25 protein-coding genes are annotated in these 19,855 nt (G+C 40.3%); 1 reads left to right on the top strand and 24 read right to left on the bottom strand.

What is annotated here, in order from left to right; genetic code table 11:
* Positions 1 to 3: 3 nt before the first annotated feature.
* From fliQ to GNT69_RS17890, 19 genes are all read right to left on the bottom strand, one after another.
* Positions 4 to 273, bottom strand: a complete 270-nt coding sequence (fliQ, locus tag GNT69_RS17980; RefSeq protein WP_203556372.1) for a flagellar biosynthesis protein FliQ — start codon at positions 271 to 273, stop codon at positions 4 to 6.
* 13 nt (positions 274 to 286) lie between these two features.
* Positions 287 to 955: a flagellar type III secretion system pore protein FliP gene (gene fliP, locus GNT69_RS17975; protein WP_203556591.1), complete on the bottom strand. Its 669-nt coding sequence runs from the start codon at positions 953 to 955 to the stop codon at positions 287 to 289.
* Positions 956 to 1,043: 88 nt separating this feature from the next.
* Positions 1,044 to 1,664, bottom strand: coding sequence for a flagellar biosynthetic protein FliO (locus tag GNT69_RS25605; RefSeq protein WP_203556371.1), 621 nt, complete (start codon positions 1,662 to 1,664; stop codon positions 1,044 to 1,046).
* On the bottom strand, positions 1,661 to 2,008 hold the full coding sequence (gene fliN / locus GNT69_RS17965) for a flagellar motor switch protein FliN (RefSeq protein WP_203556370.1): 348 nt from the start codon (positions 2,006 to 2,008) through the stop codon (positions 1,661 to 1,663). Before fliN (GNT69_RS17965) ends, GNT69_RS25605 begins: the two co-directional genes overlap by 4 nt.
* Positions 2,009 to 2,027: 19 nt before the next feature.
* Positions 2,028 to 2,498 (bottom strand): flagellar export protein FliJ, encoded by a 471-nt coding sequence (gene fliJ / locus GNT69_RS17960; protein WP_203556369.1) that lies wholly within the window; start codon positions 2,496 to 2,498, stop codon positions 2,028 to 2,030.
* A gap of 2 nt (positions 2,499 to 2,500) precedes the next feature.
* Positions 2,501 to 3,820, bottom strand: coding sequence for a flagellar protein export ATPase FliI (gene fliI / locus GNT69_RS17955; RefSeq protein WP_343206520.1), 1,320 nt, complete (start codon positions 3,818 to 3,820; stop codon positions 2,501 to 2,503).
* Positions 3,813 to 4,577, bottom strand: coding sequence for a FliH/SctL family protein (locus GNT69_RS17950; RefSeq protein WP_203556368.1), 765 nt, complete (start codon positions 4,575 to 4,577; stop codon positions 3,813 to 3,815). The genes fliI and GNT69_RS17950 overlap by 8 nt, the downstream gene beginning before the upstream one ends.
* Positions 4,558 to 5,574 carry a flagellar motor switch protein FliG gene (gene fliG / locus GNT69_RS17945; protein WP_203556367.1) on the bottom strand — a complete coding sequence of 339 codons (1,017 nt, stop codon included), beginning with the start codon at positions 5,572 to 5,574 and terminating at the stop codon, positions 4,558 to 4,560. The genes GNT69_RS17950 and fliG overlap by 20 nt, the downstream gene beginning before the upstream one ends.
* A 20-nt stretch (positions 5,575 to 5,594) precedes the next feature.
* Positions 5,595 to 7,193 (bottom strand): flagellar basal-body MS-ring/collar protein FliF, encoded by a 1,599-nt coding sequence (gene fliF, locus GNT69_RS17940; protein WP_203556366.1) that lies wholly within the window; start codon positions 7,191 to 7,193, stop codon positions 5,595 to 5,597.
* A 33-nt stretch (positions 7,194 to 7,226) separates the two neighbouring features.
* Positions 7,227 to 7,523 carry a flagellar hook-basal body complex protein FliE gene (gene fliE / locus GNT69_RS17935; RefSeq protein WP_203556365.1) on the bottom strand — a complete coding sequence of 99 codons (297 nt, stop codon included), beginning with the start codon at positions 7,521 to 7,523 and terminating at the stop codon, positions 7,227 to 7,229.
* A gap of 15 nt (positions 7,524 to 7,538) precedes the next feature.
* Positions 7,539 to 7,979: a flagellar basal body rod protein FlgC gene (gene flgC / locus GNT69_RS17930; RefSeq protein ID WP_203556364.1), complete on the bottom strand. Its 441-nt coding sequence runs from the start codon at positions 7,977 to 7,979 to the stop codon at positions 7,539 to 7,541.
* 5 nt (positions 7,980 to 7,984) lie between these two features.
* Positions 7,985 to 8,371 carry a flagellar basal body rod protein FlgB gene (gene flgB, locus GNT69_RS17925; protein WP_203556363.1) on the bottom strand — a complete coding sequence of 129 codons (387 nt, stop codon included), beginning with the start codon at positions 8,369 to 8,371 and terminating at the stop codon, positions 7,985 to 7,987.
* A gap of 212 nt (positions 8,372 to 8,583) precedes the next feature.
* Positions 8,584 to 8,958 carry a flagellar export chaperone FliS gene (fliS, locus tag GNT69_RS17920; RefSeq protein ID WP_203556362.1) on the bottom strand — a complete coding sequence of 125 codons (375 nt, stop codon included), beginning with the start codon at positions 8,956 to 8,958 and terminating at the stop codon, positions 8,584 to 8,586.
* Between the two features lie 50 nt (positions 8,959 to 9,008).
* The gene (fliT, locus tag GNT69_RS17915) at positions 9,009 to 9,368 is read right to left on the bottom strand and encodes a flagellar protein FliT (protein ID WP_203556361.1); all 360 of its coding nucleotides are present in this window, start codon (positions 9,366 to 9,368) and stop codon (positions 9,009 to 9,011) included.
* 45 nt (positions 9,369 to 9,413) lie between these two features.
* A complete protein-coding gene (gene fliN / locus GNT69_RS17910; protein ID WP_203556360.1) occupies positions 9,414 to 9,791 on the bottom strand; it encodes a flagellar motor switch protein FliN in 378 nt (125 codons plus the stop codon).
* Positions 9,784 to 10,728, bottom strand: coding sequence for a flagellar motor switch protein FliM (fliM, locus tag GNT69_RS17905; protein ID WP_203556359.1), 945 nt, complete (start codon positions 10,726 to 10,728; stop codon positions 9,784 to 9,786). The genes fliN (GNT69_RS17910) and fliM overlap by 8 nt, the downstream gene beginning before the upstream one ends.
* A gap of 87 nt (positions 10,729 to 10,815) precedes the next feature.
* A complete protein-coding gene (locus GNT69_RS17900; RefSeq protein ID WP_203556358.1) occupies positions 10,816 to 11,736 on the bottom strand; it encodes a flagellar hook-basal body complex protein in 921 nt (306 codons plus the stop codon).
* A gap of 16 nt (positions 11,737 to 11,752) precedes the next feature.
* Positions 11,753 to 12,178 carry a flagellar hook capping FlgD N-terminal domain-containing protein gene (locus GNT69_RS17895; protein ID WP_203556357.1) on the bottom strand — a complete coding sequence of 142 codons (426 nt, stop codon included), beginning with the start codon at positions 12,176 to 12,178 and terminating at the stop codon, positions 11,753 to 11,755.
* Between the two features lie 21 nt (positions 12,179 to 12,199).
* Positions 12,200 to 13,384: a flagellar hook-length control protein FliK gene (locus GNT69_RS17890; RefSeq protein ID WP_203556356.1), complete on the bottom strand. Its 1,185-nt coding sequence runs from the start codon at positions 13,382 to 13,384 to the stop codon at positions 12,200 to 12,202.
* A 162-nt stretch (positions 13,385 to 13,546) separates the two neighbouring features.
* On the opposite strand from GNT69_RS17890, the gene GNT69_RS17885 reads away from it, so the two are divergent.
* Positions 13,547 to 14,275, top strand: a complete 729-nt coding sequence (locus GNT69_RS17885) for a glucosaminidase domain-containing protein (RefSeq protein ID WP_203556355.1) — start codon at positions 13,547 to 13,549, stop codon at positions 14,273 to 14,275.
* A 25-nt stretch (positions 14,276 to 14,300) separates the two neighbouring features.
* On the opposite strand, the gene fliD is transcribed toward GNT69_RS17885, so the two are convergent.
* From fliD to flgL, 5 genes are all read right to left on the bottom strand, one after another.
* A complete protein-coding gene (gene fliD, locus GNT69_RS17880) occupies positions 14,301 to 15,821 on the bottom strand; it encodes a flagellar filament capping protein FliD (RefSeq protein WP_203556354.1) in 1,521 nt (506 codons plus the stop codon).
* 157 nt (positions 15,822 to 15,978) lie between these two features.
* Positions 15,979 to 16,341 carry a flagellar protein FlaG gene (locus GNT69_RS17875; protein ID WP_203556353.1) on the bottom strand — a complete coding sequence of 121 codons (363 nt, stop codon included), beginning with the start codon at positions 16,339 to 16,341 and terminating at the stop codon, positions 15,979 to 15,981.
* A gap of 179 nt (positions 16,342 to 16,520) precedes the next feature.
* The gene (gene fliB / locus GNT69_RS17870) at positions 16,521 to 17,753 is read right to left on the bottom strand and encodes a flagellin lysine-N-methylase (protein WP_203556352.1); all 1,233 of its coding nucleotides are present in this window, start codon (positions 17,751 to 17,753) and stop codon (positions 16,521 to 16,523) included.
* 212 nt (positions 17,754 to 17,965) lie between these two features.
* Positions 17,966 to 18,799 carry a flagellin N-terminal helical domain-containing protein gene (locus GNT69_RS17865; protein ID WP_203556351.1) on the bottom strand — a complete coding sequence of 278 codons (834 nt, stop codon included), beginning with the start codon at positions 18,797 to 18,799 and terminating at the stop codon, positions 17,966 to 17,968.
* Positions 18,800 to 18,971: 172 nt separating this feature from the next.
* Positions 18,972 to 19,850 (bottom strand): flagellar hook-associated protein FlgL, encoded by an 879-nt coding sequence (gene flgL / locus GNT69_RS17860; protein WP_203556350.1) that lies wholly within the window; start codon positions 19,848 to 19,850, stop codon positions 18,972 to 18,974.
* Between the last annotated feature and the right edge of the window lie 5 nt (positions 19,851 to 19,855).

Here is a 19,855-nt window from a genome sequence, read left to right as displayed (position 1 = left end):
TTCTTACCCTATAAAACTAGCAAGATTTGCAAAAATATTCGTCGTAAAGTTCAATAAATGCGACAACATCCAAGGCCCTAAAAACAGTAAACTAACAAATACGGCAATAATTTTCGGAGCAAATGCGAGTGTTTGTTCTTGAATTTGGGTAACCGTTTGAAAGATACTGACTGTAAGCCCGACGACTAAAACGATCCCTAAAACCGGCACCAACACGAGCAAAAGCGTGGAAATCGAACTTTGCGCCAATCCCATAATACTTTCTGGTGTCATTGATCACACTTCCTCAGTTAAAACTTACGAATAATGACTCGACAACTAAATGCCATCCGTCAGCCAAGATAAATAAGAGAATTTTGAACGGTAAAGAAATAAGCGATGGCGGAAGCATCATCATCCCCATGGCCATCAAAATACTGGCAACAATCATATCGATCATGATGAACGGAACGAAGATTAAAAAGCCCATTTGGAATGCCTTTTTTATTTCGCTAATGGCAAAGGCGGGCACAAGTGCTGTGAGCGGGATATCTTCGATCGTTTCGATTGCTGTTGTATTGCTATAATCCAAAAATAATTTTAAATCTTTTTCATGCGTTTGCTTTGTCATAAATTCTTTCATCGGCAAACTGGCGGTTTCCAATGCCTCCTGTTGATCGATTTCGCCATTTAAGTAGGGTTGAAGTGCCTGTGTATTTACCTCTTGAAAGGTTGGACCCATAATGAAAAACGTGAGAATGAGGCTTAGCCCCATAATGACTTGCGTCGGCGGCATTTGCTGCGTTCCAAGCGCTAAACGAACAAATGAGAGCACGATTGCAATCCTCAAAAAAGAGGTCATTAATAACAAGATGCTCGGTGCAATCGATAAGATTGTCAACAACATAATCAACATGATCGCTGTCGATGAGCCCTCTGTTCCCGTGTCGCCAAAATTAATTTCGACGCCTGGCATATTCAATGCAGCGGAAACCGGTAATTGAAAGAAAAAAAGAAGAAAGGCGTCAGAAGAATTGCTTTACTCAGTCCCATCGCCCCCATTTTCATGTTGCATCTTTATTGTGAGCGTTTGTGGATTGGATCTCCTGCAATTGCTCGATGAGATGGTCGTCCCATTTTTCCTGCTTTGTTTTTCGTTTGAAGCGATCAAAGTTCAAATTCCATTTTCCCTCTGTCTCCTGACGGGTCACTGCGACCGTTTCAAGGATCTTTGTTTGTTCTTCTCCTGGCGGAATCGTCCGGATGAGCGTCACACTATCGCCAACACCAAGAATATAAAGCGTCTCTCCGACCATTAAAAGTTGCACAGAACGCTGATTTCCAAGGGAATGTCCACCTAGCGCATGGAACATACTCCCGCTGCGATTCATTAGCTTTGACTGTTTCGAGACAAATCGTAAAACAAAATAGAGGAGGGCAATGATGATTGCAAACGCTCCGAAGAATTGGAAGACATATTTCCCCATCGACTGTTGTGAAGGTTCCATTAAACTTGAGGTTGACTCAGTATCTTCTTGTTGTTCTGTCGCTGATTTTTGAAATTGATCATAAACCGTACTTTCGTTTGCTTCTGCTGCCGAAACCGGAAGAAGGAGAACCAACATACAGAGAAGCAATGAGAACACCAAGCTTTGTCTATGATTCACATCGTTACCCTTGCTCACGTTAATTTCCTTTCCCTTTCCTTCTTAGAAAGAATTTCGGTAATCCGGACGGAGAATTTCTCATCGAGGACAACAAGTTCTCCGAGCGCAATCGATTGATCATTTGCTAGCACATCGACACTCTCGCCAGCAAGTTTGTTTAAGCGCAGCACAGAACCTTGCTTTAACTCGAGAATGTCACGAACTTTTTTTTCTGTTCGCCCTAATTCAAATGATACGCGTAGAGTTACATCTCCTAGCGTTTCCAATTGCTGTTTTTCCGGAGCAACGACTGGCTGTTCAACAATCGGAGAAAACTGCACAGGTTGAACCGCTCCAGGCGATTCATATTTACGTTCTTTCACATTCCTTGCCCCTTTTTTGTTAATTGTTCATTAAACCGCTGTTCTTGCGGGAAAGTTGTTGATGGTAATGACGAATCGTTGCGATTTCATCAAGACGGTCTTGTTCAGCCCGTTTTTGTTTTTGAAGATACATTTCATAAGATTGATCTCGTAAATGAAGCCAAACTTGCTCTTCTTTTTTCTTTTCGAGAAAATCATGCTGTTTTTCCTGAAGTGCTTTTTCAACTTTATCTAATCCGGCTTGTGCGCGGGCAATTTTCAAATTGAGTGATTGTAAATATTGCGAACGCTGTTGAATTTCAACGACAGAAGTTAACCGATTCGATTGCTCCCAAACATTTAAACGCTCTTCTCGCTCCTGAGTATAGGTATGGAGTTCTTCAAGCATTCCTTCCTTTTTCTTAACGGTTTGCCCGTATTCGGAATAAGCTTGATCTTTTTGTTTTTCTTTTAAGTTTAAAATATTGCTATGTTGATAACGAAAGCTCATGTTTATCTCACTCCAAATTGTCGAATTATCTGGTCAATCGTCACTTCGAGTGTCGGTGCTTCTGTTGTGCTTTGTTTCACAAATTGATCAATCCAATTTTTAGCATCGATTGCTGAATCGATTTCGCGATCTGTTCCTCTTTTATAGGCGCCGATTTGAATCAAATCTTCTGCTTTTTGATACACACTCATATGCTGTTTCAGCTTTTCGGCAGCTAGCAAATGTTCCTTGCTTACAACCTCTGTCATCACTCGGCTTACACTTGATAGTACATCAATCGCTGGATAAACTCCTTTACGGGCAAGATTGCGGTCGAGCACGATATGCCCGTCCAATATTCCCCGAACCGTATCTGCGATTGGTTCATTCATATCATCGCCATCAACTAAAACGGTGTAAAAGGCGGTAATGCTTCCGTGTACATTTGTTCCCGCTCGCTCTAACAGTCTTGGCAGCAGCGCAAAAACGGATGGCGTATACCCTTTTGTTGCTGGTGGCTCGCCAATTGCTAAGCCAATCTCACGTTGCGCCGTCGCAATCCGCGTCACGGAATCCATCATCAAATTGACACTCATTCCTTGATCACGGAAAAATTCAGCAATTGCCGTCGCAATCATCGCGCCTTTAATGCGAATTAACGCTGGTTGATCAGAAGTGGCAACAACGACGACCGATTTTTTTAACCCTTCTTTTCCAAGATCACGTTCAATAAAATCCAACACTTCACGACCACGCTCGCCGATTAAGCCAATGACATTAACATCTGCCTCGGTATTGCGGGCAATCATCCCAAGAAGCGTACTTTTTCCGACACCGCTGCCGGCAAAAACACCGACCCTTTGCCCCTTCCCTACAGTTAACAAGCCATCGATTGAGCGAACCCCAACACTAAGTGGTGTGTCAATTCGCGGTCGCAATAACGGGTTCGGAGGGAGATTATCTGCCTTTGCGTCCAAAAGTCCAAGCGGGAGTGTGCCTCCATCCATCGGATTCCCGAGTCCATCCAACACTTGGCCTAATAAATCCATGCCAACTTTCACTGTCAACGGCTTCCCAGTTGATACAACATCGCAACCTGGTGCAATCGCTTGAAGTTCACCTAAGGGCATCAGTAATACTTTATGATTTCGAAAGCCAACGACTTCGGCTTTAATCGGATTTTGCTGTTGAGTAGAAAAAATATGGCAAATATCCCCTAGCTTTACGTCAGGACCTTGTGATTCAATCGTTAAGCCAATTACTTGATTTACCTTCCCATTCATTTTGACAGGGTTGACACTCTCAAGGACATCCAAATATGGTTGAAGATTCCACTTACTCACTTCGTTCCTCCTGCTGGTAGGCAAGTAAAGCCTTTTTAATTTCGCTTAACTGGACATCAATTCGGGCATCCACGCTCCCGGAAGAAGTGTGAATCATGCAGCCCCCATGTTGTATCGAATAATCCGGAAGAATTTTCACTTCCACTTTCCCGTTGACGACTCCCAATAGATGCGGTCTTTGCTTTTGAACAAATTGGTAATCATCTGGTGCGACATGAATGGATAAAGAAGAAGACTCATAGACAGATGAAAGAGATTCCTTAATCATCGGAAGCAGCGATTCTTCATGTGTTTTCAATTCCTGCTGGATAATTTTCTTGGCAATTTCCATGCTTAACTCAATAACAAAGGGCTCTGCCTCCTGAATGACGCGGTTTTTTTCCTCATATGCCGCCTCAAGAAGGTTTCTAGCTTGAACGATTTGTTCTCTATATTGTTCAAGGCCATGATCTCTCCCTTCTTCAATCCCAATCTCATATGCTTCCTGATAACCACGCCTTTTTTCTTCTTCCAATTGCACCATGAATTGCTCTTGTTCGCTTTTTTTCCAAGCTTCTAGCTCATTTCTAGCCTGTTCTCGTTCCTCCATAAGAGCTTGTTCATGCTCAAGGTTTAGTTGAGCGAGACTCACTTGCTGTTCGCCCTCAATCTCATTTGTTTCCACCTCTACCGCTGGCGGTTCAAACACAGGGAAGCGAATCATTTGTAATTGATTGTCAGCGACAACGTTATACGATTTAACCAGTCTGGATGCCACGATTCATCTCCCCATTCCGTGAAATGATAATAGCGCCCTCTACTTCCAATTTTCTGACCGTATTAACAACACGTGTTTGTGCTTCCTCGACCTCTTTAATCGGAACTTGTTCATTTAATGCCATCTCCTCTTCGAGCGCTTCCTGACGACGTTTCGAGATGTTGCGGAAGATCGCATCCTTCACCTCTGAGTTAGCCATTGCCAGCGCAAGCGGCAAATCTTGATTTGGTACTTCCATCAAAATCCGCTGAATCGAACGATTATCTAAGTTGGCAATATCGTCAAAGACAAACATGCGCTGTTTAATTTCATCAGCTAGTTCTGGATCGCTATCTTGCAGCTTATCTAAAATATTCTTTTCGGTGCCCCGGTCGACACTATTCAAAATGTTGACAATCGAATCAACACCATTTTGGACATCATGTTGTTGTGAACTCGTCATCGAAAGCTTTTCATTTAACACCTGTTCGACTTGTTGAATGAATTCAGGCGAAGCAGTATCCATCATCGCAATGCGGCGAGCAATTTCTAGCTGCCTTTCTGGTGCAAACGAAGACAAAATATCTGCCGCTTTTTCAGAATCGATATACGAGAGAACAAGCGCAATCGTCTGGGCATTTTCATACTGAAGCAAATTAAAAATTTGAATTGGCTCCACCTTTTGCACAAATTGAAAAGGAACGATAGCATTATTTTCTTCTTTTTTTAGACGTTCAAGGAAATCCGACGCTTTGTCTTCTCCAAATGAGCGGCGTAAAAACTCCTGCGCCGCAGAAACCCCTCCGTAGGAAACGACATGGGAAGCAACCGCCAAGTCATGGAACTCCATAATGATCTTCTCCTTCACATCAGAAGTGACTCGACGCAAATTCGCAATCTCTCTCGTGACCAATTCGATTTCTTTTTCATCCAAATGTTTCATGACATTTACCGAAGCATCGGGTCCTAATGAAAGCAGTAAGATGGCTGCTTTCTGTATATTTGTATATGTCTCCATCTTCTCACTCGCTTTTACAATTAGTCCTTTGTCAGCCAATTTCTCAGCAGTCCGACAAATACTTCCGGTTGCTGTTGGGCCATTTGTTCAATCTGCTTTTTAATCGCCACTTTTTCTTCGTCATCGACATCAATCGGTTTATCTTTATTGATTAAATTTGCAAACGCTGGATTAAGCAGATGGTCTGCCTCATCCTCTTCTGCCTCAGCCTTTTTACGGCGTCGCGAAATAATCGCGATCGCAACAATGAGGAAGATAGCACCAGCGGCGGCCACAGCATAAATCCACCACGGAATTTGATTTTGCTCTTCAATCTGAATCGGCTCCTGTGTTTTGCCGCTAAATTCGCGTGGAAACACGGTAATTCGTGAAGCAACGTTTTCTTCGGTTACTTCCGGATTGCCGCTTAATGCCGTTCGGACAACATTAGAAACAATCTGCTGAATTTGTGTCAATGTTTCATCTGTTAATGTGTTCGGGGTCGCTGGATTCGGCGGTTCCACGCCAACATTGATAGTTAAGTCCTCAATTTTATATGGACTTTGGACAATGTCTCTTGTGACCCGATTGACTTCATAATTGACGCGACTTTCGAGCTCTTCGGAGTTGCTTTCCGACACCCCTTCAGCAGCATAGCCCGGAATATCTGTACTTCCGCTGCCATCGATACCGCCGTTATCGGTTCCGCTGTATGTTTTCGAAATCTCTTCCGCACTAATGACGATTCCTTCATTTGTATCATCATTCACTGGTTCCACCAGGTTCTGCTGTGTCGTCACTTGATCAAAATTCAAGCGGACAAATGCCTGTACAAGTACTTTATCATGACCCATAATCGTTCCTAACAATTGCTGAAGGCTTCTTTGAATATCTAACTCTACATCCCGCTGAATCTTCCGCTGCTGTTCATATACATCGGAGATTAACGCCTGCTGTGAAGTATCATCCAATCCTTTTCCATACTGATCGGTCATCACGATATTCTCTTTCGGCAGCTCAGGAACACCTTTTGAAACGAGATGATAAAGGGTTTGAATTTGCTTTGGGTCTAATGATACGCCAGGCTCAAGCTCAACGACGACTGATGCCGTTGCTTGTTTCTTTTCATCCGGACGAACAAATAAGCTCTCCTCTGGAGTGGAAACAAGGACTTGGGCATGTTTCACTCCATTCACATGAGTCAATAAATTTGCGACTTGGTTTTGGAGCACTTCCTTTTCCATCGCGTCCAGTTGGCGATTGGTCGCACCAAACTGTAAATCCTTCGTCATTTCTGATAGACTGATTGTCCCTGTCTTCGGAAGCCCCGTTGCGGCAAGCGTGACGAGTAAATCCGCTGCTTTTTCCTCGGGTACCGTTATCTTTGTACCATTGTTTTCCAACTTATAATCACTAAAGCCACTTCGATCGAGTTCTGCCTTAATTTCACCGATTTCCTGTTGGCTTAACTCGTTGTTAAAAAGCGGCACATACGTTGGTTTTGATACAAAATAAATCGTAAGAGACAACGCGACCACAACGAGAATAAACAGTCCCACATATAAAATTTTGTTCTTCTTGCTAATTGACCGCCAATATTCTTTATATTTTCCGGTGAATTCCTGTATGTGCTCGTTCATAATCTCTCCACAGTTTCCTTTGTATACTTTCTATTACACTTGCATTCTCATAATTTCTTGATAAGCCTCAACTGCTTTATCACGGACATGTGTTGTTAGTTGAACAGCAATATTCGCCTTTTGTGCAGCAATCGTTACATCATGTAAATCGATGGCTTCTCCTTTTGCGAGCGCCAAAGATTTTGTTTCAAACTCTTTAACGGCTCCGTCCGCTTCCTTCATATAATGATTCAGCATCTTATCAAAGGAAGCCGATTCAGTCGTGTTCTGGCGGTTATTTACTGCCGTCGGCACGCTTTGTTTAAGGCCTTGAATTCCTGCTATTTCCATTTTTCAACCCCCTGCTTATTTTCCGATCGTTAACGCTTTTTCCATCATCGATTTTCCAGCGTTAAATGCGGTAATATTTGCCTCATATGCACGTGAAGTGGACATTAAATCCACCATTTCCTTCGTAAGATCGACATTCGGCATCATGACATAGCCTTGCTCGTTGCTATCTGGATTAGATGGGTCGTACACCGCTTGGAAAGGGGTCGGGTCATCGACAATTCTGTTTACTTTAACCCCATTAAATTGCAACTCCTGGTTAAGCTGCTTTTGAAAGGATTCTGCCTGCCTTGCCTCGACTTCAACCATTTTTCGGCGATAGGGCACCCATTCGCCGTTCACATACTCGCCTCTTGTCGTATTCGCATTCGCGATGTTTGAGGAAATGACATCAAGTTTAAGCCTAGAAGCAGTCAAAGCTGAGCCACTTATTGATAGAGAGTGAAAGATTGACATTGATTTTACCTACTTCCTCTAATCGACATTTTCAATAGATTAAATTCTTCATTGATTCCATATGTTAATGAGCTGTACCATAAAGCATTTTTGCTCATCTCAGTCATTTCATAATCCATGTCCACGCCGTTGCCATTATTTCTCATCAACGTATTTTCTTTTATGAGTTGGGGAGTGGGGGTGCTGTTCGTTTTCCCAATTGCGAGATGCTTCGCATTCGTTTGATTTCCGGTAAACGTACTGTTCAGCTCTTTTTGAAAAACCGTTTCAAACTCCACTCGTTTCGGTTGATAATTTGGGGTATTTGCATTCGCGATATTATTAGAAATCGCTTTTTGGCGCATTGCAGAAGCATCTAAAGCTTGAGCCATTATATTTGTAATCTGGTTCATCTTCTCACCCGCACTTTTTTACAAATTTTCGACAATTTTTACTTTTTTATGACATCTTCCGATTTTATTCTACATGAAATTTGACCTATGAAACTAAAAAAATTATAGTAATAGAGTAAAATGTATCTTTTCGCCTATAAAAAATGAGTTTTTCGCTTCTGTTCGTTCTTTTTAAATTTATAATCTAGTTATTTAGTACTGCTAATTTACAATCACGAATTTTTTAGTGACTTTATCGCCTCTGCCCAACTGTTTCGTAGTTCAACAAACATGCTTTCCACTTCATCAAGCATGTGCGAATCTTTCGCGATGTTCGCTTCAACTAGTTTCTGCTTCATGAAGTCATAAAGGTTATATAGCGAGTTTGATAGACTAATGTCCATATTTAGTGTCACCATTAACTCTGTAACAATATCTTGCGTTTTCACAATAGCAGTATGCGCCTTTTGATAATCCTTTTTTTCAATCGCTTGCTTCGCCTGATGAAGAAATTTAATTGCGCCATTATAAAGCATCAATGTTAGCTCCTCAGGCTTAGCGGTCGTCACTTGATTTCTTTGATAGATCTCATTCGGATTTGAATACATTGAAGCTTCTCCTTTTCCAGATGATGAATCTTTTCATTTTGATGTAAAAATTATTTTTTCTTATCATAGAAAATACCCCTAGAAACAGACACCGAGTCTTCGTATTGTTTAGTAAGAAAGGTTTCGTTCTGAGCGTGGCGTGTTTGTTGACTTAGTTTAAGCAGCATTTGTTGCAGCAATTTTTCGATTTGTTTCTCAATCGGAACCATTTCTTGCAACTGCAGCTTCATATTTTCATTCATGAGAATTGATCCTGCTTTTTCATCGAGTTCTTTCATGCTCGCAATGCAGTCTTCACGCTTGTCCAATAATTCATAAAAGTCGTCAGCGGCCCCTTTTTTTAGTGCGGTCAACATCGCTTTTGTCAGCAATACATATTCTTTTAGCTTCGCCTCTTTTGCTTGCAGCATGATCGTCTCCTCCAACTGTTGCTTACGCGATGAAAATGGGTCATTTTACGTTAATGGAGACTGGAGAATTTCGGTAATTCGGACACCAAAATGTTCGTCGACGACGACGACTTCCCCTTTTGCAATCCGTTTCTTATTCACAAATAAATCGACAGCTTCTCCAGCCATTTTATCCAAATCCAAAATCGATCCGCTTGTGAGCTCAAGAACATCACTAATTTTCTTTTTCGTGCTTCCAAGCTCAACAACGATTTCTAAAGGAATATCGAGAAGCAGTTGCATATTCATCGCTTGCTCCACCGTTTGTTTGCTGTCATCGCTCGAAAGTTCGGAAAATCGGAACATTTCTTCTGTCGGTGCTTGCTCAACATCGCCAAGCAAGGCTTCTACTTCCTCTTGGGTGAGTTTTCCCTTTTCACTCATTGCTTTCTTCTCCTTCTAGCACTTTCTCGATTTTCACAGCCATCCGTGATTTCTTCGTCCCTGGATAGGCAAGGAATTTCGTTTGATCATTAATTTTTACGCTTAAAGGTTCTTCGACTAACTGATCTAATTGAATGACATCGCCGACAGCGAGTCCGAGAAACTCTTCAATTGAAATCGTCGCTCTTCCTAGTTCAGCAGAAATCGGTACCGTTAAATGTTCGATTTTCTCTTGAATATTGTCGTTGCCATCATTCCTTTTGCCTGCGCGCGCATTTGCATACCAAATATGTGACGAAAGCTTAGGAATATATGGTTCTAGTAAAAGATAAGGGATGCAGAGATGCATTCGTTCAACGTCTTTTCCTAATGTCACATTAAAGACGATATTGATTACTGTTTCAGTCGGAACTGCTAATTGCAAAAACTGAGGATTGGTTTCCATCTCTAGCACTCTAAGCTGTAATGGCATAATATCCGCCCATGCTTTTGACAGGTTTTGGGAAACTCCTTCCATCAATTTGCGCAATACATTCGTTTCAATCGGCGTCAATGTTAAACGATCCCAGCCATCTGCCGTTCCTCTGCCTCCAAGAAGGCGATCCATCATCGCATAAGTCATTTTCGGATTAAAATCCATGACCATCCGCATCTCTTGTGCCCCCGCACCAAAAACTCCTAGTATCGTATTTGAAGGTAGCTCCTTAACAAACTCTTCATATAAAATTTGCTCAACACGAACAACTTCTACTTGAACAATCGAGCGCAGCTGAGCGGAAATCGTCGAAGAGAACTGATAAGCAAAATTTTCATGGATTTTTGTCAAAACGCGTACTTGCTCAACGGAAAGCCGCAATGCCTTTTTGAAATCATAGGCTCTCACCTGTGCTGAACCACTCGAACCATCATTACGAGCGGCAATTGTATCTGTCATCATCGATTTCCCCTTTTTAACCCTTTAATCAAAAAAGAGGGAGGAAAACATCTCCTTTTCCCCTTTTACACAATACTTATATCAATTGCATTATCGTTTTAAATTAATCAATTCATCCAAAATTGCATCAGATGTTGTAATGATTTTCGTATTTGCTTGGAAAGACCGCTGAGCGATAATCATATCTGTCATTTCTTCCGATAAGTCAACGTTAGACATTTCGAGATGGCCAGTAAGAAGCCTTACATTGTTATTATTGTTATCATTAATAATCCCAAAATCACCAGAACTATTAGATACAGCGTACAAAGATCCACCTGCTTTACTTAAGCCGCTAGGATTGGTAACATTTGAGATTCCAATTTTAATTTGTTTATATCCAGGGAATTCTGAAGCAATTGCCTCTTCTGAAGTTACTCCTGGTCCAGCCTCTTCTATAGCTAATTCATAATCCCTACTAGTAACTGATATTAAGTCTCCAGCTTGATTTGTATAAACCCCGATCAACCTCTCCCCAGCCTGATTGACCCCTGTAATCACTCCAGTTGAGTCAATCGAATATGAAACACTTCCGGGCGGCAAAACAACTTGTTCAAGATTTGTGTCTAAAAGCATTAATCCATTTGAGTTTACTAAACGGTTCATACTATCTATTGTAAAATTCCCAGCTCTTGTTAAGAATGTTTTCCCCCCTTGTTCGACAGTAAAAAAACCATCTCCATCAATGTACAAATCACTTGGATTATTCGTAACTGTGGGGCTCCCTGGTGTGAACAAGTTTTCTACAGTTGCTACTTTTACGCCAATTCCAATCTGGTTCGGATTTACGCCACCCGTTGTTTCAGAAGCAGGTGTTGCTGCTTTAACTGTTTGACTAAAAATATCCTCGAAAAGCACACGGCCCTTTTTAAAACCGGTTGTATTGACGTTTGCAATGTTATTCCCAATCACATCTAATTTTGTTTGTGAAGCCTTAAGTCCAGCAATTCCCGAGTTTAATGAACGTAACATATGTCGTTCCCTCCCCTTACTCTTGATTTAGTTCAACTGAAATGATTGCACTAGATAAAATCTCTTGGTCGTCGATTTTAAAATATACTTGATTGTTTTTCAGCGAAATCCCTGAGATAACCCCAGTTTCCGATTGATTCGTTAGCGGATCAACCCAGGTTACCTGCTTTTCAAGCATGCCCGAATATTGACTTAAATCCTTTTCATTAGCAGCAAGTACAAAGCTTGAAATGGAAGAGTTTAAATTGGATAACTGCTCCAGCACGCTTAACTGTGCCATTTGCGTGATCATTTCGCCATCGTTCATCGGTTGCGTCATATCTTGATGCTGTAGTTGAGCGACCAAAACTTTTAAAAACTGCTCTTTCCCTAATTCCTTTGATGGCAGCTGACTTGTTGTCTGCTTGGTTGAGTATGCTTGAATCGGTTGAATCGTCGTCAACGAAATCCCCCCTTTTGTTCGTTAAGCTGTTGTATTAATCGTCGAATCACCAGCGTGAGCTGAGTGATCATAATAGTCTTCTTCGTGAATATAGGCTGAATGGTCTGAGCGTTTTTTCGAATCATGTTGTCCTTGCCTAGACTGCGAATCTCCTCTTTGTGAAAAGGTCCCGTTCATAGTAAGCTGCTGCTGAGTGATATTAATTTTATCGACTTGAAACCCTTGTTGTTCTAGAGCCGACCGCAATACTTGAACTTGCGACTCCAACAAATCTTTTCCTAATAAAGTGCTCGTTAAAAACTCAGCCGTCATCTTCCCATCTTGAAGCGACACCTTCACATCGACCGTTCCTAAATGTTCGGGGCTGAGCGTAAAATTCGCCACCACTCCATTTTTGACCGTTTTTACATCAATCGCAGTTCGGACGAGCATAGAAATATCCTCAGCGACATGTGTCGCTCGAACCGGCGTTTCAAAAATGAATTTTCCAGCTGATTCTGTTTGAAAAATTAATGGAGCGCTAGACGGTTGTCGAGTAGAAGCCGGCAACGTTCCAACCAACGGTAGTAGATGTTCGCCGCGATCGTGCAGACCGCCATTTTCATGTTGAGTGCGAACTGGCTCAGCTGTTTTCCCTTTTATGAGCAGATCATGATTTGAATCGAACTCTGGCTGAATCACAGAATCATTATGGACCCTTTGTTGCGGCATCCCCTTCTGCTCATGAATTGAAAGAACAGAAATTGGCAGCGGCGATCGCTTTTTCAAAGGTTCAGTTTCGTTATGTATAGAAGTCTCTGTCACTTCTTGTTGAAGTGGCGACAATTGGATTGTAGGAATAGGTGATGGGTTGACTGCTTTTTCTGGCATTTGAGCGAGTACTAGACTCTCTCCTTGAAGAACGAGTTGTCGAGCTTGCTGTGTTGGTGCTTGTTGTTTCATAACAATCCTTTTATCATCTATTTTCGCAGAAAAAGCATGAGAAAGATGTGAGTTTTGTTGCAAACTCTCGTCTACAAGCGGTGAAAGTAAAGGCTGAGCGACTGGAAATGATAGAAGCGGGATTTGCTGAATCTCATCTATTCCTTCAGTTACTGCAATTCCCTTCAAAAGTTCAGCAAAAACGTCTGAAGAATCGTTTTCTTTTAGGGCCATTTTATTTTTAAGATTCAACCCTTTATTTGTAAAACCTGTAAATTCAATCAAAATCTGTCACCTACTCACTCAATCTTATAGTTATAGAATAATTGTTTTTTCGTCAGGAAACAACAGGAATTAATAAAGTTCGACAATCATTTCGTTTTTATGTCCCATTTTCTAAAAAAAATGATAAAATATTGTCAATACATTTGAAGGGATAGTTTTAAAATGGACGTTCGGTTCCTTCCACTCATACTTAATCAAACATTTATGAACTTCAGCTCAACAAATTCCGCGAGTTCGACGAACAATAATATGTTTGCCAACATGCTCACTGAATCATTGCTTCGCGCGGACAGTACAAAACACACAAATCTTAATCGATTTTCATCAGCAAACTCTGTTCAACCGATGGGTCCTTTTCCTAGTTTGCTAAATTCCGATTCAATACTTATCGACCTATTAAAAAATCCAAACATAAACACAGCACAAACATCTTTAAGTGATTCGCTCAACGTAAGCAATTCTTCGTTGCAGGCAACAAGCACCGAAGCGAACGAACTGAATGCTCAATTAAAAGGCGTTTTGCAAAACAAAGGCGATTTGTTTGTCGAGGCGGGAAAAAAATACAATCTCAGTCCGGCGCTACTAGCGGCGATTTCTATCCATGAAACTGGCAACGGCAGTTCTAATGCAGCACGCTTTAAATTCAATGTCGCAGGAATGATGGGGAAAAATGGATTAAAAACGTATGACTCGGTGGCTGACAGCATTTTTGATATGGCCCGCAATCTTCGGCAAAACTATTTAGACAAAGGCTTAACGACACTTTCGCAAATCGGCGCTAAATACGCTCCAGTTGGCGCCGCAAACGACCCTACGAATTTAAATAATCACTGGGTTACCGGTGTTAAGCGCCAGTTTGAAACATTAACAAAAACGACCGACTTCGCTTAGGAAGTAGGTCGTTTTTTTGCACTATTTAAAACATGCCCATTTGTTGGTAAAGCCATGTACTTTGTGACTGAAACCTCGCAATCGCCGACTCCATCGCGGCAAATTGCTTATAATATTGAGTTTCCTTATTTGCTAAGCGATCCATTTGACTGTCAATATTTTTTTGGATACTTGATAATTGTCTTCCAATCACACTTTGATCATAATTCGAATTTCCTGTTGAGCCAGCTCTTGTGGTTAAATTTTTTATTCCTTGACCAACGACATCAGATATGCGGTGGACAAGACCTCTAGTTCCGTCTTGCATATTACCATTTTGTGAAAATAAATTCCGAACCCCATCTGGATCCGCTTGAATCGCCTCACGCAATTTATCTTCATTTACATGAAGCCTTCCTTTATCTTGGTAGCTTTGTGAAGAAATCCCAATCGAGACTAAAGAATGATAACTGCTGCCGTTTTCGACGATGCCGCCCATCGCAGCTCGCATACCATCGACAAGGCCACGTAAAATTGTATCATTACGCAACAAACCGCTTTTCGCTTTTTCATCCCAAAGCTCCGCTTGCTTTTCCGGTAATTCATAACGTTCATCATCAAGAAGCGGGTGATAATCACGGTAAACAGGTTCGCTATAAAGTGTATTTAATTTATCGAGAATCTTGTTGTAACTTTCAACAAAATCTTTTATGTTTTTTACTTGGGCATCAACGTTTTGCGAAACAACTAATGTGCTTGTTTGTCCTAATGTGGACGTTTTTAGTGACAGATTCACACCCATAATCGTGACATTATTATTGGCAATAGTATTGATTGTATTGCCGTTAAACACAATTTCCGCATTTTGACCTGTCTGAACGCCAGAGGCTAGACCGAATGTTTTCGTAAACGACTCGTCTGCTTCGAGGGTAATTTTGGTAGCTTCCCCGGTAGCTTTCGTTTTAATCATAAATTGCTGCAAGTTAGCATCATAATAAGCTTGAAGACCTAGGCTTTTCCCCGTTTCGTCCTTGGCACTATTTATCTTTGAAACAACAGCACTAACTGTATCTTCAGGACTTATCGTAATGTCAGCTGTTTGAGTCACTGATGGCTTTTTAGGATCATTCACAACCGAAAGCTTAATCGTTGTCGGATTTAGCAATTGCCGTTCCCCTTGCGATTCATCGCCCAATTTTTTCGACGTATCCAACGAAACATTCATCTCTGTCAACGTAGCCGATTCAGCAATTTGATTCACTGCGACCGTATAAGTTCCTGTTAGCGCACTAGACGTACCTGTCGCCGAAATCGCATTCGGCATACTCGAAGACACGTCGAATGTATTGTAAGAGCTTGAAAGTTTCATATTAAACAACGTATTTTGTTGTAATGTTAACAACTCTTTGTTTAACTCACGCAACGCATCACTTCGCCAAATTTCCGTTTGCTGCTGGCGTTTTAATTTATTTAACGACATGCTTTCCGCTTGCATGAGTCGCTTAACAAGCGTATCCGTATCCAACCCCGACGCCATCCCGGTTATTCTCGTGACTGAAGTATACACTGGGCCTCACCTCACAGTTGCATTCTATTTTTTTGTTGGCATTTATAAGCTGAAGTTACGAATTAAAACTCGTAGCTAAAGTTTTGTTTTTCCTTTTTATATGCTCCTTTTAAATGGTATGATTATTTTTAATTTTTCCTATTTTTAAATATTTACCTTATACACGTTCATCGATAATTAAGCCCTGCTGTCCCCTCGCCTCTGCAGCCATATGTAAAAAATCATCCGAGGGAATCTGTCTAATCACTTCTTGAGTCTTATCATCAATAATTCGCACAAAATACTTACCCGAATCGTCATGAAGCTGGAAATTTAAATACGTCGGTCGAAAAACCTTATTAAATTGGTCAATTGCCTTATGAATTTCCTCGACATTCACTTCTAAGCGGATTTGATTCGTCTGTCTCACTTCCTCAAGGATCCCTTTATCAACTTTCTCCTGAATCACATTGCCACTCCTACTTTTAACCGTTTGCTGTTGATTGGGCGGGACATTCGCCGACATCGGATGGATTTGCATGCTATTTGGCTCCTTATAATCAATTAATATTACCGTATTTGAAATATTTTTGCGTATCTATGTATTAGTATCGGCAACGAGGAGAAAATTGTAGATAGGAGATCGGCGATTAATTGCAGTTGAGTTAGAAGAAAAAGGAGACCTAGTATAGACTAGTTTCTCCAAAATGAATAATAAATTTAATTTTTTATTAAAAAGGACATAAATGGAAGTGTCATATATTCTTTTTCCTTCATCAACCCCATTATACTATAGAAAAACATCCCATTATGTTCGTATGTTTTTGAAATAGACTGAATTAATTTAATTACAAGATTAATTGATAGGCCTTTGTGGTAGTTTGCCATTCCAACTAGATGAAGTTTTATTAGAGAATAATGAAGGATCATTTTTGAAAAGCTTTCAAATGGTGTTATTGAGTCAATAGGCATACAGTTTTTAAATACATAATTTACGAGATAGTTTTCGAGTATATAATCATGATCTTCCATGAACGGAAAATAGTATTCTCTATAGGCCTCTTCGTAAATTTGTTTCAATTCTTCATCAGTAACATGTTCATTTATTTTTAATCCTGCTATCATCTCCCTGGAACAATCTAGATATCTGGTGGATGAAATCCCTTCCTTTAAACGTAGTATTGCTATTTCCCTAGATAGTTGAAGTTGTATATCTAGTCTATTAGAAATATTATTGAATGCACCTTCAAAAACAGCAATTTCAAGACTATTTAAGTATTTCCCTAAAATATCTGGAATACTTGTAATATTACCTTTATTAATAGCTTCTTCTATTTCATTATATAACATACCTAAGATGAATAAGCGCTCGACAAGGGAAACTTTTCTATACTGCAATATGTATATGGTAATATAGCGGAATTCATTGAACAAATCAGTCCAATGGGTTATTTCCTCCATATTTGAATTAATAGATTTAAGAATTGTATTAATTGAAGTTTTGATATTTTTTCCGGTTTCAAATTTAATACCATCCCTATTAAGTAAGACTAACCTAGCGGCTTCTGGACATGAAAGAGTTAACGATCGTTCTAATATTCCATTCACCAAACTGTCTACTCTAGGATAGAACTTACATGTATCTGATAAGTACTCCTCTCCTAACTTTGAATGGATGTCACACAAACTATCTTTATCTAAAAATGGACATTTTAAGTTATACATATTAATCTTTGCCGCATTATTTTTTGAAGGATTGGACCGGTTCCGTACGATATTTTTTTCTAATCTTTTTTTCATTTCTGTATGTTTTACTCTTTTGTATTTTTTATATGTTTCATCATCAATTGTAACTCTCCATCCTGCACAGCAAGTATCTTCACAATCAGATCCTATGCAAGAAAAATGCTTTAAGTATTCAGGAACTAATGCATCAACTGTTTTTAATGTCACAAAAACCTCTCCTAATAGATTATTTACTTTTGTATTTGACCTAGAACCTTTGAGCCTATCTCATAATAATAATAATAACCTACGTAACATGTATAGAAACAGTGTACTATCAAAACTTTTAATTTTTTCTATACAAAATTCCCTTATATCAAAAAGTAGATAAAGAAAAACCCTAGCCAAGGGTAGCTAGAGTTTTCTTTACTTATATAATCTTAACGAAGAAGTTGAAGAACTCCTTGCGGTTGTTGATTTGCTTGCGCCAACATCGCTTGAGCCGCCTGAGACAATATTGAATTCTTTGTTTGTTCTACAATCTCTTTCGCCATGTCTACATCTCTAATACGTGATTCAGCTGCTTGTGTGTTTTGCGCACTGGAGTTTAAATTGTTAATGTTATACTCTAATGCATTTTGAGCTGCACCTAGGTATGCACGTCCACTAGATACATCCTGAATTGCTTTATCTATTGCTGCCAGGTATGTTGCTGATTTATCAGCATCTGCAACATCGACTGCTGTAAGCGTGCCTGCAATAGTTTTCAAATCAGCTTTACTTAAATCAATACCAAATGTTTCATCCTTATTAGCTCCGGATTGAATAGTAAGTTTACCATCTCCTTTTGCACCTGCAGATTTATCTAACAAATTTTCACCGTTAAATTGAGTTGTTCCTGATATATCCTCAAGGGTTTTTGCTAGTTGGGTTAACTCTCCACTAATCGCAGTTCTCTCATCAGTACTATTTGTATCACTTGCAGCTTGTACTGTTAATTCCCTCATACGCTGGAGTATAGCATGTGATTCATTTAATGCTCCATCTGCAGTTTGAATTAAAGATACGGCATCTTGAGAGTTCTTTGATGCCTGCTCTAAACCACGAATTTGCGCTCGCATTTTCTCTGAAATAGAAAGGCCAGCAGCATCGTCGGCACCACGGTTAATTCGTAACCCAGATGACAGTTTTTCCATGTTCCCAGCTTGGTTCGTATTGTTAATTGATAATTGGCGGTGGGCGTTAAGGGCACCGATATTATTGTTAATAATCATAAGGTCAAATCCTCCTTTTATTTTAAGGAATTTACTTCCTCTCTATCTCTAAGTATCGACAGTATTTTGGATGGTGTTGAGGGGGTTTTGAAATATTTTTTTCGTTTTTGTCGGTTTTTGTTAAAGAAATATTTCCGATAAAGCACAAAAAACCCGTCTAAGACGAGTTTTCTTACCGCAAAAAGTCGACTAAACTTTGCTGCATGCTTCTTGAGCCTACTGCTAGGGAGGCATTTAATGTTGTTTCTTGTGTGACTAAGTCCATATACGCTTTAGCGATGTCTGTCCCTTCGGTTTCGGTTAATACCTTTTGCGTAAGAAAATTTGCTTGGTCGAGTTTATTGGCGGTCATTTCGAGCATGTTTACATTAGCGCCGACGGTCGCATGTTGCATGGAAATATAGTCCATTTGTTTATCGATTGTGCTTAAAAATTCGTTTGGATTTTCACCATTTTCCAAAGTGAGGACAAGGTCATCTAACGTTTCAAAAAGATTCTCACCCTCTGGAGCAAACCCAAATACGGTGTTGGCATTGACATTGACGTTAATGGTTATACCTTTGCCAATTTCCCAATTCATAGGCGAGCCACCAACACTTTGTAACATGCCATCCTGATATGAAGGTGTGTTTTGATCGGCTCCAGCAAAGAGGTAACGGCCATTAAACGTCGTATTGGCTAACGTTCCAAGCTGTTCTTTTAATGCCGTCATTTCAACAGCAATGCTTTTTCTATCTGTCTCAGTGTTCGTATCATTGCTTGCCTTTATAGTCAGTTCGCGCACCCGTTGCATGACATTTGTCGCATTACTTAAGACATCGTCGACAGCAGTCAACCGGTCTCTAGCAGCCTGGACATTTTTTTGATATTGCTCTGTTTGAATTAGATTTGTCCGTTGCGCCATCGCTTTCATTACTTCTAACGGATTGTCAGAGATTTTCTCGAATTTTTCCCCAGAAGATATTTGTTGATATAATGTGTTCATCTCCTGATTTGTGCGATGTAAATTTTGGTTAAATTGGCGTGTAGCCATTAATTGTGTGACGCGCATGTCGC

It is taken from the genome of Bacillus sp. B15-48, from assembly GCF_016879755.1.
Taxonomy (GTDB): domain Bacteria; phylum Bacillota; class Bacilli; order Bacillales; family Cytobacillaceae; genus Mesobacillus_B.
The sequence above is the reverse complement of the archived record's forward strand: the minus strand, read 5'-3'. Positions and strand labels throughout refer to the sequence as shown.